This window comes from Pseudomonas sp. PB106 (genome assembly GCF_009764645.1).
Lineage (GTDB): Bacteria > Pseudomonadota > Gammaproteobacteria > Pseudomonadales > Pseudomonadaceae > Aquipseudomonas.
Genome location: NZ_RWIM01000216.1, coordinates 1 through 15,727, shown reverse-complemented (window position 1 = coordinate 15,727; position 15,727 = coordinate 1). Strand labels below are relative to the sequence as shown.

At 58.6% G+C, this 15,727-nt stretch carries 16 protein-coding genes; 6 read left to right on the top strand and 10 right to left on the bottom strand.

Annotated features, from left to right (window positions below):
- Positions 1-102 precede the first annotated feature (102 nt).
- The 5 genes from EJA71_RS26305 to rplU all read right to left on the bottom strand — a co-directional run bounded on the left by EJA71_RS26305 (position 103) and on the right by rplU (position 3,860).
- Entirely contained in the window at positions 103-570 is a 468-nt protein-coding gene (locus EJA71_RS26305; protein ID WP_064392406.1) for a CreA family protein, read from the bottom strand.
- Positions 571-580: 10 nt separating this feature from the next.
- Positions 581-1,699, bottom strand: a complete 1,119-nt coding sequence (gene proB, locus EJA71_RS26300; protein WP_158960872.1) for a glutamate 5-kinase — start codon at positions 1,697-1,699, stop codon at positions 581-583.
- 137 nt (positions 1,700-1,836) lie between these two features.
- Positions 1,837-3,060, bottom strand: coding sequence for an Obg family GTPase CgtA (gene cgtA / locus EJA71_RS26295; protein ID WP_064118732.1), 1,224 nt, complete (start codon positions 3,058-3,060; stop codon positions 1,837-1,839).
- A gap of 193 nt (positions 3,061-3,253) precedes the next feature.
- Entirely contained in the window at positions 3,254-3,511 is a 258-nt protein-coding gene (gene rpmA, locus EJA71_RS26290) for a 50S ribosomal protein L27 (RefSeq protein ID WP_003176049.1), read from the bottom strand.
- Positions 3,512-3,545: 34 nt separating this feature from the next.
- The gene (rplU, locus tag EJA71_RS26285; protein ID WP_003176051.1) at positions 3,546-3,860 is read right to left on the bottom strand and encodes a 50S ribosomal protein L21; all 315 of its coding nucleotides are present in this window, start codon (positions 3,858-3,860) and stop codon (positions 3,546-3,548) included.
- Positions 3,861-4,099: 239 nt separating this feature from the next.
- On the opposite strand from rplU, the gene EJA71_RS26280 reads away from it, so the two are divergent.
- From EJA71_RS26280 to EJA71_RS26270, 3 genes are all read left to right on the top strand, one after another.
- On the top strand, positions 4,100-5,068 hold the full coding sequence (locus EJA71_RS26280; RefSeq protein WP_034153846.1) for a polyprenyl synthetase family protein: 969 nt from the start codon (positions 4,100-4,102) through the stop codon (positions 5,066-5,068).
- A gap of 145 nt (positions 5,069-5,213) precedes the next feature.
- Positions 5,214-5,555 carry a zinc ribbon domain-containing protein YjdM gene (locus tag EJA71_RS26275; RefSeq protein ID WP_158960870.1) on the top strand — a complete coding sequence of 114 codons (342 nt, stop codon included), beginning with the start codon at positions 5,214-5,216 and terminating at the stop codon, positions 5,553-5,555.
- Between the two features lie 206 nt (positions 5,556-5,761).
- Positions 5,762-6,019, top strand: a complete 258-nt coding sequence (locus tag EJA71_RS26270) for a hypothetical protein (protein ID WP_158960869.1) — start codon at positions 5,762-5,764, stop codon at positions 6,017-6,019.
- Positions 6,020-6,151: 132 nt separating this feature from the next.
- Here the strand turns inward: EJA71_RS26270 and EJA71_RS26265 are convergent, their stop codons facing one another.
- From EJA71_RS26265 to EJA71_RS26255, 3 genes are all read right to left on the bottom strand, one after another.
- Positions 6,152-6,769, bottom strand: a complete 618-nt coding sequence (locus EJA71_RS26265) for an FKBP-type peptidyl-prolyl cis-trans isomerase (protein ID WP_158960867.1) — start codon at positions 6,767-6,769, stop codon at positions 6,152-6,154.
- A 122-nt stretch (positions 6,770-6,891) separates the two neighbouring features.
- Complete coding sequence (locus tag EJA71_RS26260) at positions 6,892-7,197, bottom strand: DUF6482 family protein (protein WP_122592775.1); 306 nt, start codon at positions 7,195-7,197, stop codon at positions 6,892-6,894.
- Between the two features lie 135 nt (positions 7,198-7,332).
- Positions 7,333-7,821, bottom strand: coding sequence for a TIGR00645 family protein (locus EJA71_RS26255; protein ID WP_016773116.1), 489 nt, complete (start codon positions 7,819-7,821; stop codon positions 7,333-7,335).
- 160 nt (positions 7,822-7,981) lie between these two features.
- Between EJA71_RS26255 and EJA71_RS26250 the strand changes: the two genes are divergently transcribed.
- Complete coding sequence (locus EJA71_RS26250) at positions 7,982-9,811, top strand: hypothetical protein (protein ID WP_158960865.1); 1,830 nt, start codon at positions 7,982-7,984, stop codon at positions 9,809-9,811.
- 36 nt (positions 9,812-9,847) lie between these two features.
- On the opposite strand, the gene EJA71_RS26245 is transcribed toward EJA71_RS26250, so the two are convergent.
- The gene (locus EJA71_RS26245; protein ID WP_158960863.1) at positions 9,848-10,162 is read right to left on the bottom strand and encodes a hypothetical protein; all 315 of its coding nucleotides are present in this window, start codon (positions 10,160-10,162) and stop codon (positions 9,848-9,850) included.
- A 324-nt stretch (positions 10,163-10,486) separates the two neighbouring features.
- Positions 10,487-12,925, bottom strand: coding sequence for a Lon protease family protein (locus tag EJA71_RS26240; protein WP_064392387.1), 2,439 nt, complete (start codon positions 12,923-12,925; stop codon positions 10,487-10,489).
- A gap of 301 nt (positions 12,926-13,226) precedes the next feature.
- On the opposite strand from EJA71_RS26240, the gene EJA71_RS26235 reads away from it, so the two are divergent.
- Both EJA71_RS26235 and EJA71_RS26230 read left to right on the top strand, forming a co-directional pair.
- Positions 13,227-13,715 carry a DUF3015 domain-containing protein gene (locus EJA71_RS26235; protein WP_007909797.1) on the top strand — a complete coding sequence of 163 codons (489 nt, stop codon included), beginning with the start codon at positions 13,227-13,229 and terminating at the stop codon, positions 13,713-13,715.
- Positions 13,716-13,810: 95 nt separating this feature from the next.
- Positions 13,811-15,664: a DUF4105 domain-containing protein gene (locus EJA71_RS26230; RefSeq protein ID WP_158960861.1), complete on the top strand. Its 1,854-nt coding sequence runs from the start codon at positions 13,811-13,813 to the stop codon at positions 15,662-15,664.
- Positions 15,665-15,727: the final 63 nt, after the last annotated feature.

The window sequence follows — 15,727 nt, the reverse complement described above, 5'->3', positions numbered from 1 at the left end:
GACGATAGCGGCGTGTCAGTCAGCAAAAATGTACATCTGACTAACCGCTATCGTCGGAACGCCGCCCGGAGCAGGCTCACTCCTACAGTTGGTATTGCGGGGTTATTGCTGGACGGGCACCCACGGCAGGATCGGGATCGCTGTCACCGCATTCTGCGGACTCCCTTCGATCAAGCGATCGCTGTAGACCAGGTACACCAGCGTGTTGCGCTTCTTATCCAGGAAACGCACCACCTGCATGGTCTTGAACACCAGCGAAGTGCGCTCCTTGAACACCTCGTCACCGTCCTTCAGTTCGCCCTTGAACTTGATCGGGCCGACCTGACGGCACGCGATCGACGCCTCTGCGCGATCTTCAGCCAGACCCAAACCACCCTTCACGCCGCCCGTCTTGGCGCGCGACAGGTAGCAGGTCACGCCTTCGACTTTCGGATCATCGAAAGCCTCGACCACAATCCGGTCATTCGGGCCGACAAACTTGAACACCGTCGACACCTGACCGATCTCTTCGGCCGAGGCCAGCAATGGCATCGCCATCAGCAAGCCCAACAATCCTTTCGCTAAACGCATCGAGTTTTCCTTAAACCAGAATCAGGTTGTCACGGTGAACCAGTTCCGGCTCCGCCATGTAACCGAGCACACCGACAATCGCATCCGACGACTGACCGATAATTTTTTGCGCTTCGAGCGCGCTGTAGTTGGCCAGGCCACGAGCGATCTCACGACCATCCGGCGCCACGCAGACCACCATTTCGCCACGTCGGAAGCTGCCTTGAACCAGTTTGACGCCTACAGGCAGCAGACTTTTGTTGCCTTTGGACAAGGCCGACACAGCACCCTCATCCAACACCAGCGTGCCACGGGTTTGCAGATGCCCGGCCAGCCATTGCTTGCGCGCCGCAAGCATGCCTCGCTCAGGCGACAACAATGTGCCGATGCGCTCACCCGCTTTCAGGCGATCAAGCACGCGCTCCAGACGCCCACCAACAATAATCGTGTGCGCCCCGGAACGCGCCGCCAGCCGCGCCGCGCGCAACTTGGTCTGCATGCCGCCACGCCCCAGCGCACCGCCCGTACCGCCCGCCACCGCATCCAGACTCGGATCATCGGCACGCGCTTCGTAAATCATCTGCGCATCGGGGTTATTACGCGGATCAGCATCGAACATGCCGTCGCGATCGGTGAGGATCACTAACAGATCAGCCTCGACCAGATTGGCCACCAGCGCCGCGAGCGTGTCGTTGTCGCCAAAACGGATTTCGTCGGTGACCACGGTGTCGTTTTCGTTGATCACCGGGATGACTTTCAGCTCGACCAGTGCGCGCAAGGTGCTGCGGGCATTGAGGTAGCGCTTGCGGTCGGACAAGTCGTCGTGAGTAAGAAGAATCTGCGCAGTGTGCCGGCCATGCTCGGCGAAGCTCGACTCCCACGCCTGCACCAAGCCCATCTGACCAATCGCCGCAGCCGCCTGGAGCTCATGCATCGCACTGGGTCGTGCGGTCCAGCCCAAACGGCTCATGCCGGCCGCCACTGCCCCAGAGGACACCAGCACCAGCTCGACGCCAGCCTCATGCAGGGCCACCATCTGCTCGACCCAGACACCCATTGCCGCACGATCCAGCCCTTTGCCATCAGCTGTCAGCAAAGCGCTGCCGATCTTCACGACCCAACGCTGCGCACCTGTCACCTTGCTCCGCATCATCTTCAACCTTAGCTTGAGGGCAGCGCGACCCAGCGCCGCCCGTGACGTTATTCGTGGCTATTCCCGACCAACGATCGATTTCCAGATACTAAAACGCCGCTCGATTGAGCGGCGTTCAAGTTTATCGCAACGGATCAGTCACGCACGTAAATGATTTCCGGACCGTCTTCGTCATCTACATCTTCTTCGTCCCAGTCATCGTCGCCGATGTCATGGACCGACTTCACGCCACTGCGACGCAGCGCACGCTTGTCGTCCAGCGCCTGCAGTTGCGCACGCGCTTCGTCTTCGATGCGCTGATCGAGATCGGCCAGCTCTTCCTTGTAAGCCGGGTCGGCAGCAAGGCGATCAGCACGGTCTTCCATGTAACGCATGATGTCGTGGCACAGACGCTCGGTACCGATCTTGGCGATGGCCGAGATCACGTAGACCGGACCAGTCCACTCGAGGCGCTCAACGATTTCCTTGACGCGCTCATCGTGATCTTCTTCAAGGATCTGGTCGCACTTGTTCAGTACCAGCCAACGATCACGCTCTGCCAGAGACGGGCTGAACTTGATCAGTTCGTTGACGATCACTTCTGCCGCGTCTGGTGCACTGGAATCATCCAGCGGCGCCATGTCGACGAGGTGCAGCAGCAGACGCGTACGCGCCAAATGCTTGAGGAAGCGAATGCCCAGGCCGGCGCCATCGGAGGCACCTTCGATCAGACCCGGAATGTCCGCGACGACGAAGCTTTTCCAGCGATCGACGCTGACCACACCCAGGTTCGGCACCAGCGTAGTGAACGGATAGTCAGCCACTTTCGGCTTGGCGGCAGAGACCGAACGGATGAAGGTACTTTTACCGGCATTCGGCAAACCGAGCAGACCGACGTCGGCCAGCACTTTCATTTCCAATTTCAGGTCGCGCTGCTCACCCGGCTTGCCCGGCGTGGTTTGACGCGGCGCACGGTTGGTACTGGATTTGAAACGGGTGTTGCCCAGACCGTGCCAGCCACCCTGCACGACCATCAGTTTCTGGCCAGCCTTGGTCAGGTCGCCAATCACTTCCTGAGTGGCAGAGTCGATCACCGTGGTGCCGACCGGCACGCGCAGGATCAGGTCTTCACCTTTTTTCCCGGTGCAGTCGGTGCTGCCGCCGTTGGAGCCACGCTCGGCATCGAAGTGCCGGGTGTAACGGTAGTCGACCAGGGTGTTGAGGTTTTCGTCAGCCATCATGTAGATGGAACCGCCGTCACCACCATCACCGCCGTTAGGACCACCGTTTTCGATGAATTTTTCCCGACGGAAACTCATGGCGCCATTGCCGCCATCACCAGCCTTTACGCGAATCGATACTTCATCAACAAACTTCATAACCAACGCCTCTCGCCATACGGACGAGCCGAAAAACAATCAAGACATAAGACTCTTGCAAAAATGAGCGCAGCGACCCCAAAACACGACCTGCATCGCACGCCGACAGCCCATACAAACAGTTTTGCAAGAGACTCACCCCACAAACGAAAAAGCCCCGTCGCGAGACAGGGCTTTTCCAGCGATCGCGCAATTAAGCTGCGACAACGCTCACGTAACGGCGGTTGAACGCGCCCTTTACTTCAAACTTGATCACGCCTTCGATTTTCGCGAAGAGGGTGTGATCCTTACCCATGCCAACGCCGTAGCCAGCGTGGAATTGGGTGCCGCGCTGACGCACGATGATGTTGCCCGGAATGATTTTCTGGCCGCCATACATCTTAACGCCAAGGCGTTTGGCTTCTGAGTCGCGACCGTTACGGGTACTACCACCAGCTTTTTTGTGTGCCATGAGTCAATTCTCCTAGTGAGGAATTAGGCTGAAATTAAGCCTGAATACCGGTGATTTTGATCTCGGTGTACCACTGGCGGTGGCCCATACGCTTCATGTGGTGCTTACGGCGACGGAACTTGATGATGCGGACTTTATCGTGACGACCTTGGGAGATCACTTCAGCCACAACGGTAGCGCCAGCAACAACTGGAGCGCCGATATTCACGTCGTCGCCATTGGCAACCAACAGAACGCGATCAAAGGTAACGGATTCGCCGGTAGCGATTTCCAGTTTTTCGATCTTCAGGTATTCACCTGGGGCGACTTTGTACTGCTTGCCGCCAGTAACGATTACTGCATAAGACATGGTATTTCTCCGATAATCCTGCTCACCCAGCTCTTTATAAGAAGAGGTATTGGCTGGCATGGCTGCATAAGGCTGGATGGCCCGTTGCAATTGCGTAAGGCAGGTGCTGCCCAGGAAGTTCAGGGTGCGCGATTGTACGCAAGGCGCGGCAGGCTTGCAAGTAGCCGTCCATCGCGCCTTGACAGGTCTGGACGGGGGTCCTAGCATGCCGCGCAACCCTTCTGGAGCGACTCTCGCTGATGCAACCCCAAGCTTTCTACCGCGCGGTGGCGGACGATTTTAGCGCCGTCGACGGCATCATCAAGAAGCAGCTGACTTCCCGAGTACCGCTGGTATCGAAAATCGGCGATTACATCACCTCGGCCGGCGGCAAGCGTCTGCGTCCTTTATTAGTGTTGCTGTGTGGCAAGGCCCTGGGTCGCGAAGGCGACGACATGCGCCTGTTGGCCGCCACCATCGAATTCCTGCACACCGCGACCCTGCTGCATGACGACGTTGTCGACATGTCGGGCATGCGCCGTGGCCGCTCGACCGCCAACGCCATGTGGGGCAATGCCCCGAGCGTGCTGGTCGGCGACTTCCTGTACTCGCGCTCGTTCGAAATGATGGTCGAACTTGGCTCGATGCCGGTGATGAAGATCCTGTCCCAGGCCACGCGCATCATCGCCGAAGGCGAAGTGTTGCAGCTGTCCAAGGTGCGCGACGCCAGCACCACCGAAGAAACCTACATGGAAGTCATCCGCGGCAAAACTGCGATGCTCTTCGAAGCTTCGACTCACAGTGCGGCCGCACTGGCCGGTGCTACCGCCGAACAGAGCGAAGCGCTGCGTACGTTTGGTGATCACCTCGGTGTGGCGTTCCAGCTGGTCGACGACCTGCTCGACTACAAGGGCGACGCTGAAACCCTGGGCAAGAACGTCGGCGACGATCTGGCAGAGGGCAAGCCAACCCTGCCGCTGATCTACACCATGCGCGAAGGTACGGCTGAACAGGCCGCACTGGTGCGTCAGGCGATCCAGAAAGGCGGGATCGAAGATCTGGAAAGCATCCGCATTGCGGTGGAAGCGTCCGGTTCGCTGGAGTACACCGCGCAACTGGCCCGCGATTACGTGGCCCGTGCGATCAAGTGCCTTGAGGCACTGCCGGCAAGCGAGTATCGCGATGCGCTGGTTGAATTGAGTGAGTTTGCGGTCGCGCGTACTCACTGATATCGCTGTAGCAAGATCAAAAGATCGCAGCCTTCGGCAGCTCCTACAGGGGTTGTCGGGGCTGCGATTTTTGCTTTTGACTGCCTGAATAGTTAAAACCCTATACAATGTGCGACTTTTAGCGATCCACACTCAAGGAGCCTTAGTGAGCACGTTGCCACCCTGCCCGAAATGCAATTCCGAATACACCTACGAAGACGGTACTCAACTGGTGTGCCCGGAGTGTGCCCACGAATGGTCCGCCAGTGGCGAAGCCGAAGTGGCGTCCGATGACACCGTGAAGAAAGATTCGGTCGGCAATGTCCTGCAGGACGGCGACACCATCACCGTGATCAAGGACCTCAAGGTCAAGGGCACCTCGCTGGTGGTCAAGGTCGGCACCAAGGTCAAGAACATCCGCCTGTGCGATGGCGACCACGACATCGACTGCAAGATCGATGGCATCGGCCCGATGAAACTCAAATCCGAGTTCGTCAGAAAGGTCTGAATCTGCTGTCATCCATCCCGCGCCAGCCGTGGGATGGAGCTTCGCCCTCCCCGCACAGCCTCAATAAAACCACGCAATAGCCAAACGCCAGCCGTTTTGACCTTACGCAATCTTTACCCGGAAAAATTCACAATCTGCCAATAGGCGCTTGCTATTTAGATAATAAGAATTATTCTCATCAAACACCTTCAACGGAGATGAGACCCATGACTTATTTGATAGACGCCTGGCTGGATCGCCCACACCCGTACCTCAGAATCCTCCATCGGGAGACTGGCGAAGTCTGTGCGGTGCTTGAAGAAGAAGCCTTGCATGAGCTGCAGGATCAAGGGGATCTGGATGTCAGCAGCCTGAATTCCAGCGAACCATTGGTGCTCAAGGAGCTGGTGCGCAATCTGTTTCTGTTCTGCTATGCCCGGGCGTTACGCCCGACCAACGAGCTGCATCACAAGATCGAAGTATGAAACACGGTAAAAACTGTAGGAGTGAGCCTGCTCGCGATGACGGTGTGTCAGACAACAAATCAGTCGACTGAAAAAACGCAATCGCGAGCGGGCTCACTCCTACATTAGCCCGCCATCAAGGCAGGCCGGGGATTACAGAACGTCCAGCAGCTCGACGTCGAATACCAGAACGCTGTGCGGCGGGATGCTGCCAACGCCTTGAGCGCCGTAAGCCAGTTCGCTCGGCACGTACAGGCGCCATTTGCTGCCGGCATTCATCAGTTGCAGGGCTTCGGTCCAGCCAGCGATCACGCCGCTAACCGGGAATTCTGCAGGCTGGCCGCGCTCGTAGGAGCTGTCGAACACAGTGCCGTCGATCAGGGTGCCGTGGTAGTGAGTACGCACTTGGTCTTCACGGGTCGGCTTGGCGCCTTCGCCCTGAGTCAGCACTTCGAATTGCAGGCCGGAAGCCAGTGTGGTGATGCCGTCGCGCTTGGCGTTTTCAGCCAGGAAGGCCAGGCCTTCGCCAGCAGCGGCTTCAGCTTTGGCAGCGGCTTCGGCTTGCATGATTTCGCGGATAACCTTGAAGCTGGCGGACATTTCTTCCTGGCCAACACGGCTTTCCTTACCGGCGAAAGCGTCGGTCAGACCAGCCAGGATCGCGTCCAGGCTAACGCCCGGTGGCGGGTTGTCGCGCAGCTGATCACCCAGCTGACGGCCGATGCCGTAGCTGACGCGGGTTTCGTCGGTGGACAGATTTACTTCGGACATGACACTGCTCCGCTGTGCGGACGGCCACAAGACTTGCCGTGCGAGCACAGCGCGTCCCGGCGCGCCCGGAACCAAAAGGGCGAGCAGACTAGCACAGATGCTCAGGCGTTGGCGCGTAAGGCCTACAGGGCCGAACGCCAGGCCAGCGGCACTTTCAGGCTTTCCTCGCTGCTGGGGCCCAAGCCACACATTTCATCGTGTACCGAGGTGTGTACGAGGTTGAACGGCAGCACCGGAAAGGCATGCAGCAAATCCCGCGCATGCTCCACCGAACGCAGGGTCAGCATGTTGCCCTTGAGATCACTCAACGGATAAGCCGCCCCGTGCATCCGAGCCTCGAGCAGATAAATTCCGCCTTCCATGGAGATCAGGTTCAGCTCATCGACCTTTCTGGCGATGGCAAACGCATTCAACTCTTGCAGGTTCATGAACGCACCTCGTGCAGTGGCGAGTCAGGACGTCTACAGGGATATGCCCGCGCGCCCGAAAGTACAAGCCACAAACGACACCGCCCGTCTGTTTCGCAACAGACGGGCGGTGTTTTTGCAGCATTCAGCGATCGATCAGTGTTTGGTGACCTTGTCCAGGTAACCCATGGCGAACGCCGAGACCACGAAAGTCATGTGGATGATCACGTACCACATCAAATGCTCGGGATCGACGTTCTTGGCATCCATGAAGATGCGCAGCAGGTGGATCGAGGAAATCGCCACAATCGATGCAGCGACTTTCATCTTCAGCGATGACGAGTCCATGGTGCCCAGCCAGCTGAGCTTCTCTTTGCCCTCGTCGATGTCCAGTTGCGAGACAAAGTTCTCGTAACCGGAAATCATCACCATCACCAGCAGGCCACCGACCAGCGCCATGTCGATCAGCGACAACAGCACCAGAATCAGATCCGACTCGGCCATGGCGAACACGTTGGGCAGGATATGAATGATTTCCTGGAAGAACTTCAGCGCCAGCGCCAGCAGCCCCAGAGACAGGCCGATGTAGATCGGCGCCAACAGCCACCGCGTGGCATACATTGCATTTTCGATAAAGCGTTCCATTGAATCTCACACCGGGGGCTGGAAATGGCGGCGAGTATACCAGCCAGCTGTGACCGTCATAAACTGCCCGGAAATCCGCCACCTGCGTGTGTGTGTCAAAGTTTTTCTGCTAGTGTCCAAACCATTGACAGCCCCGTGACAGTGGACAGGACGCGTAGAAATGGATGTGCGATTGCCGATAACGACTGCCGGAATTTGCCTTGCCCTGCTGCTGGGCGGTTGCTCGCCCGATGATGAAAAACACGCCGCCAGCCTTGAAGAAAAAACCACGAAGTTCGAACAGTCACTGGATGCCATCACCGACCCCAAGCTCAAGGACGCCATCAGCGAACTCGGCGGCTCATTGCTGTTACTCCAGCGCGCGCAGTTGAAACTCGACAGCATCCCGGCGAAAACCGAATACGGTGAAGACGCCCTCGGCGTGCTCAAGCACTACCCGACCCCGCAGGCGCTGGTCGACACCTTCATCAACGGCCTGTTCGTGCTGCACAAGGACTCCAGCTCCGACTACCTCACCGACCTGCAACCGGTGTTCCCCTTCAACCTCAACATTCCCGGCGGCTTCCTTTTCCCCCATGGCGTGGAATGGCAATCGGTGACCCTGAGCAACAAACGCGTTATTAGCTATCAGCCGGAATGGTCGGAAACCGATCCCGGCATTCAGCTCAGCCCGTCCAGCTCCAACGTCACCAACCCCGATGACCTGACGGTGACTTACCCGTTCATCGACGGCCTGAACGTCGACAAGAAAAGCCTGCCGCAACCGGTCAGCCTGCAAGGCAAGCTTGAAGTCATCGCGCCACGTCGTTTGTACAGCTTCGATTTGACCCAGAAAGACGTCGGCCAGACCCGCACCAACGACAACCTCAGCGTGAAACTGCTGAAGCTGGAAAAGAACTACGCCGAAGTCGAATTCAGCAACAACCTGCCGCTGGCCCCGGAAGTCGCCGAGGCGCAACTCAATCCGCTGATCGTTCAGGCCCGCGATGCCACCGGGCAATATCTGCTTCGCGCCGGCTCAATCAACGAGAGCCCGGAGCAGGTGGCGTTCTACGAAGCGCAACTGGCGCACCTGCAGCAGCAGAAAACCTGGAGCGATACCCTGGAAAAACAGCTAACGGACGAACAGCAGGGCTTCGAGCAAAAGCACCCGCGCCGCTACAACAAGGTCTACTTCAACGGCCCGATCGAAACGCTGGAAGTCAGCGTGCTGGATTTCTCTACGGTGACCGTGAGCCGCAAAGCGCTGGATCTGCCGATTCGTGCATTCAATCCGCACACCACAGACAAAGCTATTCAGCCGCTGGATTTGCCGGTAACGGTTTATGACGATCTGGCGGCCAACTGGCTCAAGGGCGCGAGCCTGACGGAAGAACAATTGAAGGCCGGCGTGCGCATTCACCAGTCCGTCGAGGAACCGAGTGCCGCACGTATCGAGTTCTCCCACCGCCGCACGTTCAACGATGAGTTGCTCGGCGACGATTTCAACCCCGGCGAAAGCCCAGTGACGTTCTTCACCGAAAAACACAACGGCAAACTCGACGAGCCGATCGAACTGCCGCCCGAGGCTTATCAGGTCGATCCGTTGCGCGCGACGATTACCTACGATTTGAATCTGTTCCCGGAAACCCCGGCGATTGCGGTCGGTTCGATGCCGCTGTTTCTCGCCACCGTCGCCAAGCAAGCGTACGACGAAAAGTCGCTGCGCAAAGGTCTGGAGATCAAGAACAACACGCTGCTGGTGGACTTGAAGCTGTTCCCGTCCAACGAGTATCGGTTTTTCGTCAAGGACGACAGCGGCAACTACCTGAAGCAAATTCTTTCGGTCAGCCACGACGCCAGCGCAGAGGGCCCGGCTTTAGTCGGGGTGCATTATTTCTACGGCCGCCCGGCTCGCGTGGAAACCTATCAGCGCACCGACCTCACCACTGTGCAATACGGCTTCGAAGTCAAACTCGACAAGGCACAGGTGTCGGATACTGCCCCCTGAAGAGCAAGATCAAAAGATCGCAGCCTGCGGCAACTCCTAGAGAGCGCGGCTGCGACCACCGTTGATCTGCCGCAACTGGGCTTGCAGGTGCAGGCTCCAGATCTGCGGATCATCGGCCAGTTCGTAGCCGTGCAGCGTCAGACTCTCGACGATGGTGTCGAGAATCGACTCGGCGGCAATCGGTCCGTGAAACGGCCCTTGGGCTTTGATGGCGGAAGGTTGTTCGCCGGCCATACCGGCGGCGAAGAGCAGCGTCCACATGCCGGTATCGCCGGCCAACGGCTTGATGGCGCATTCGATTCGGGTCACAAGGCCCAGGCATTGACGGGTGAGGCAGAGGTTGCGCGACATGGCGGCGACCCTCGGTGAAGCCGGTATTCAGTCCCCACGGGAGGACTGGCTCGATCCAGTGATACTGTCGATATCCTTGAGCTGAGAATAGAAGAAAAGTCCGCTGAGCAAGCCGGATAGCACCAGAAGGCGCCGAATGGTCATTGTGTGAAGTTTGGCGCCAGAGTAGTGGCACATTTCCAGAAGATCCCCACAAAAATCAATCTGGAAAAATAACTGTGGGAGCGAGCCTGCTCGCGATGGCGGTGTGTTAGGCAACTCATTTGCCGACTGACACACCGCTATCGCGAGCAGGCTCACTCCTACAGTTTGACCGCGCCAGGCTTAGGCTGGTTTGGCTTCGGCTAATGCCTCTTGGGCCAACTCCTTCTCGGCTTCCTTGAGATCTTCTTCGCTGATCATCTCGGCAATATCGCGCAGCCGCTCCACCACCCGCGCATTGATGCTGCCTTCCGGGAATTCGCCATCGGCATTCGGCTCACCCGCCGGTTCACCGACCAGCAGACTCAACGCTTCATCCGCCTGACGCACCGCGTACACGTGGAACTGCCCGGCACGCACCGCCGCCAAGACTTTCTCATCAAGCATCAGCGTGGCGACGTTGGCTTGCGGAATGATCGCGCCCTGCTCGCCGGTCAGGCCGCGTGCTTCACAGAGACGGAAGAAGCCTTCGATCTTCTCGTTGACCCCGCCCACTGCCTGCACTTCGCCGAACTGGTTGATCGAGCCGGTGATCGCGAAGCACTGCTTGAGCGGCGTCTTCGACAGCGCCGAAATCAACGTGCACGCCTCACCCAGCGACGCACTGTCGCCATCGACGTAACCGTAGGATTGCTCCAGCGCGATACTCGCGGAGATCGCCAGCGGGAATTCCTGGGCGTAACGGCTGCCCAGATAACCGGTGAGGATCATCACGCCTTTGGAGTGGATCGGCTGACCGAGGTTGACCTCACGCTCGATGTCGACGATGCCGCTGCCGCCCGGGTACACCGTGGCGGAAATCCGCGCCGGCACGCCGAACGCCGAGTCGCCGACTTCAAGCACAGTGAGACCGTTGCACTTGCCGACCGCCGCGCCATCGGTGTCGATGAGGATAATCCCGGCGAGCATGTCGTCGAGAATCCGCGCCGACACGCGACCAGTACGCGTGGCTTTGGCTTTCAGCGCACGTTCGATATGCCCGGCATCGGTCATTTCATCGCCGGCCAGATGACGGATGAAGTCCGCCTCGCTGACCAGTTGAAACAGATCGCCAATGCGCGCCGACAAGCGCCCCTGATGCTCGGCCAGCCGCGCGCTGTAAGTGGCCAGACGCGCCACCGCATCGGCGGTCAGCGGTGCCATGCCTTCTTCCGAGGTACGGGTTTTCAACAGCTGGGCGAACTGTTCGAGGCTCTCGTCGACCATCGGAATGTCTTCGTCGAAATCGACCAGAACGCGGAACATCTCCTGGAAGTCGGGATCGAGATCCTGCAGCGTGTAATACAGCGACCGCGCGCCGATGATGATGACTTTGACCTGCAGCGGAATGTGCTGCGGGTTGAGGGTCACGGTGGCGAAACGGCCCATCTCGCCCAGCGGCGATTCCATTTTCAGCTTGCGCGATTGCAGGGCGCGTTTCAGCGCATCCCACACGAACGGCTCACTGAGCATTTTTTCCGCTTCAAGAATCAGGAAACCGCCATTTGCACGGTGCAAGGCACCCGGACGCAACTGGCGATAAGTGGTGTAGAGCGCGCCCTGATCGGTGGTGTATTCGATACGACCGAACAGGTTTTCGTAAGTCGGGTGCGGCTCGAAAACCACCGGCGCCCCACCGCTGGCCGGATGGCCGACCACCAGACTCGGAGCGTATTGCTCTTCCAGCAGCTTGCGCGCAACGGCGTCGGTCTTGCTGTCGTCGACCAGTTGCTCGACCACGGTTTTCAGCAAGTACACCTGCATCGCTTGCAGGTAACCGCAGACCGCTGCGTTCTCCGCGTACTTCTCGGACAGCGGCGACAGCAGCGGCTGCAAGGCCAGGGTGATGGTTTCTTCGTTGAGCGAGCGCAGTTGATTGTTCGACTCCCGCTTCCACTGCGGCAGGCTGGCGAGTTCTTCGTTCAGGCGCTCTTCGAGACCGGAGATGTCTTCGTGGAACCGTTCGCGATCGGCTTCCGGCAATTGGGCGAATTCGGCTTCATCCAGCGCTTTGCCGTCAAGCATCGGCGTGAAGGCGATGTTGCTGCTGTCGCGATACAAGGCGACGTCTTTTTCCAGTGCCAAGCGCTCGATGATGTCGAGGGCCTTGTCATAGCGCTGGTTGAAGGCGCGGTCGATGGCGCTTTTCTTTTGCTGGTAGGACGGGTGTTCGAACACCGCTGGAAACGTTGCCAGCAGGTTGTCGATCAAACCGTTGATGTCACCGATGAACGCGCCGGCAGTGCCCGAAGGCAGTTCCAGTGCGCGAGGTTCGCGCGGTTCATCGAAGTTATTCACGTAGACCCAGTCCGCCGGGGTCTGCAGGCGTTTGCCTTCGGCCTTCAGGTAGCGTTTGACGAACGAGAAACGGCCGGTGCCGGGCTCGCCCATGACAAAGACGTTGTAACCGGGGCGTGGCATCGCCACACCGAACTGCAAGGCTTCGACCGCGCGTTCCTGGCCGAGCACACCGCGAAAGGGCTCCAGATCATTGGTGGTAGTGAAGCTGAACTGTTCAGCGGAAAACGGACGGGTCAGCGCTTCGGGCGCAAGACGCAAGCTGGCAGCAACAGGATCAGGCATCGGGCTTCCTTAACAATCAGGCGGGGCAGATAGCGGCATTCTGGCGCTGCCCGTGCCCCACTGGCAAGGCGCGCCATGTGACAAAGCATAGACAACCTGGCAACCCAGCGGCCCGCCCCCGGAAACCGGGGTTTATTCCAAATATTTTGCAAAAACTCACGGAACCCCTGGAACGTGCCTAAACTCCAAACTGCGCGGCTGGAACTAATACCGGCCCACTGGCTTCGTTTGGATCTGTTTCGTACAGAGCTTGGGGGGCCAGAACCCTGTCCATTGGTATGCACACAAAGAGAACAAAGCTATGAAACGGATTCTTCTCGGTACTCTCTTCACCGCTGTATCCATCAACGCAATGGCGCAAGCTCCAGGCGGCCCGGATTGCGGTTGGGGCAACATGCTGTTCGAAGGTCAGCGTGGCACCCCTGCTCACTTCCTCGCTTCCACCACCAACGGCACTTCCGGTAACGCGACGTTCGGTATGACGTCCGGCACCAACGGCTGCTCGACCAACGCATCGCTGACCTACGGCGGCAAATCGTGGTTTGCCATGAATGGCATGATGAACGAGCTGTCCGAAGACATGGCCAAAGGCAACGGCGAAGCGCTGACGACTTACGCCGTGGTACTGGGCGTGGCGCCGGAAGACCGTGCGCACTTCGCTGCCGTGACTCACGAGCACTTCCAGCAAATCTTCAGCAAAGCTGACGTGACCGCTGAAGACGTGCATACCAACACCCTGGCCGTACTGAAATCGGATCCTCGTCTGGCCAAGTACGCAACTCAGGCTTAAGCTCGACCCCCACCCGCTTCTTTCGGGAAGCGGGTTTTGTTTTTTCGGCCCGCCCTCCTTGGGTCTTTATTTCTTTCCTGCTCAAGTTGCCGACTATGCTCAAACGCCTTGCCTGGCTGGCGCTCTGTGTCTGCGCCCCGCTGTCCGCCGCGCCTCATATCGACCCTCAACGTTTGCAGCAACTGGCCAACGACCGCTTCTGGATTTCCCTCGGTCATTACGAAACCGCCAAGCTCGGCGGCTGGCGCAGTTATGTCAGCGACAAGAAGTTCTTTCTCGCACCCGATGGCAATGAACATCCCGATCATGAACTGGCGGCCACCGTACAGGCGCTGTACGCCCCGGCCAGCCTCGGCGAGCAACACGCGCAATGTGTTTATCCGGCGCGCACCCGCTGGCTGAAAGCACAGCTGAATCTCAGCGATCTGCCGACGCCCGAATGCGCCGAGTACAAGAAGTGGTTCAAGGATGTCTCGCCGCACAGCGCGGTGATGATTTTCCCGGCGGCATATTTGAACAGTCCGTCATCGATGTTCGGTCACACCCTGCTGCGTATCGATCAGGCCGATGTACAGGCCGACAAGACCTCGTTGCTCAGTTACGCAATTAACTTCGGCGCCTACATCGAGGGCTCGGACAACAGCATTCTGTACGCTTGGAAAGGTTTGATGGGCGGCTATCCAGGGCTGTTCGCACTGGTGCCGTACCAGGAAAAACTCTCGGAATACCGCAGCCTGGAAAACCGCGACCTGTGGGAATACCGACTCAATCTGACCCAGGAAGAAACCGCGCGCATGGTCGAACATGTGTGGGAGTTGAAGCAGATCCAGTTCGACTATTTCTTCTTCGATGAAAACTGCTCGTATCGTTTACTGGAACTGCTGCAAGTCGCACGGCCGAGCCTGCGCCTGACTGAGCAATTCCCGCTGACCGCGATTCCCACTGACACCGTAAAAGCGGTGAAGGAAGCCGGGCTGGTGGAAAGTATCCAATATCGCCCATCCCGCGAGCGCGAATTGCTCAGCCGTGCCGAGCCGCTCAGCGGTGAAGAACAGCAATGGGTGTTGAAGGTCAGCGCCGATCAAAAGGTGTTGCAAGAGCCGACCTTCAAAGCCCTGCCCCGCGACCGTCAGGCGTTGATCATCGATGCGGCGTATCGTCTGGAGCGCTACCGCGCCAACGGTCAGGAGCGCGATCCGCAACGGGCGCAGCGCAGTTTCGAACTGCTGCGGGCGATCAACAAAAACCCCGCGCCCGAACTGGACATTCCGCAACCGGGCTTGCCTGAAGACGGCCACGAATCGCGCACCTGGCAGGCCGGTCTCGGCACCCGAGGCGACCGTGCGTTCGGCGAGTACGGCTTGCGCATGGCCTATCACGATCTCAACGACAACGCTGAAAGCTTCCCGCTCGGCGCGCAGATCGAGATCCTGCAAATGAAGTTGCGTCAGTACGAAGGCAATCACTGGCAGTTCCAGCAACTGGATCTGGCGACGATTCGTTCGCTGACGCCGCGCAATGAACTATTGCAGCCGTTGTCGTGGCAGGTCACCGGGGGCCTTGAACGTGTTCCGGGCAAGCATGATGACGAAACGCTGGTCAGCCACGTCAATGGCGGCGGCGGTGGTACGTGGGCGCTGGGTGACGACGTGCTGGGGTTTGCCCTCGGCACCGTGCGAATTGAACACAACAATGATTTCGCCGAGTTTGTCTCCCCGGCCGGGGGTTTCAATACCGGGGTGTTGTGGAAAAACCCGCTGGGCAATCTCAGCCTGGAGGCCAAGGGCGATTACTTTTTCAATGGCGAAGTGCGCCGTAGCCTGAGTCTGAATCAGCAGTGGGAATTGTCGCGCAACCTCGGTTTGCGACTGAGTGCGCAGCGCGAGTTCAGCCATCTGGCCACGCCGGAAACCGAGGTCATGCTCGAAGTGAAGTGGTATCACTATTAAAAGATCGCAGCCTTCGGCAGCTCCTACATTTGGAATGTACTTCACCTGTAGGAGCTGCCGCAG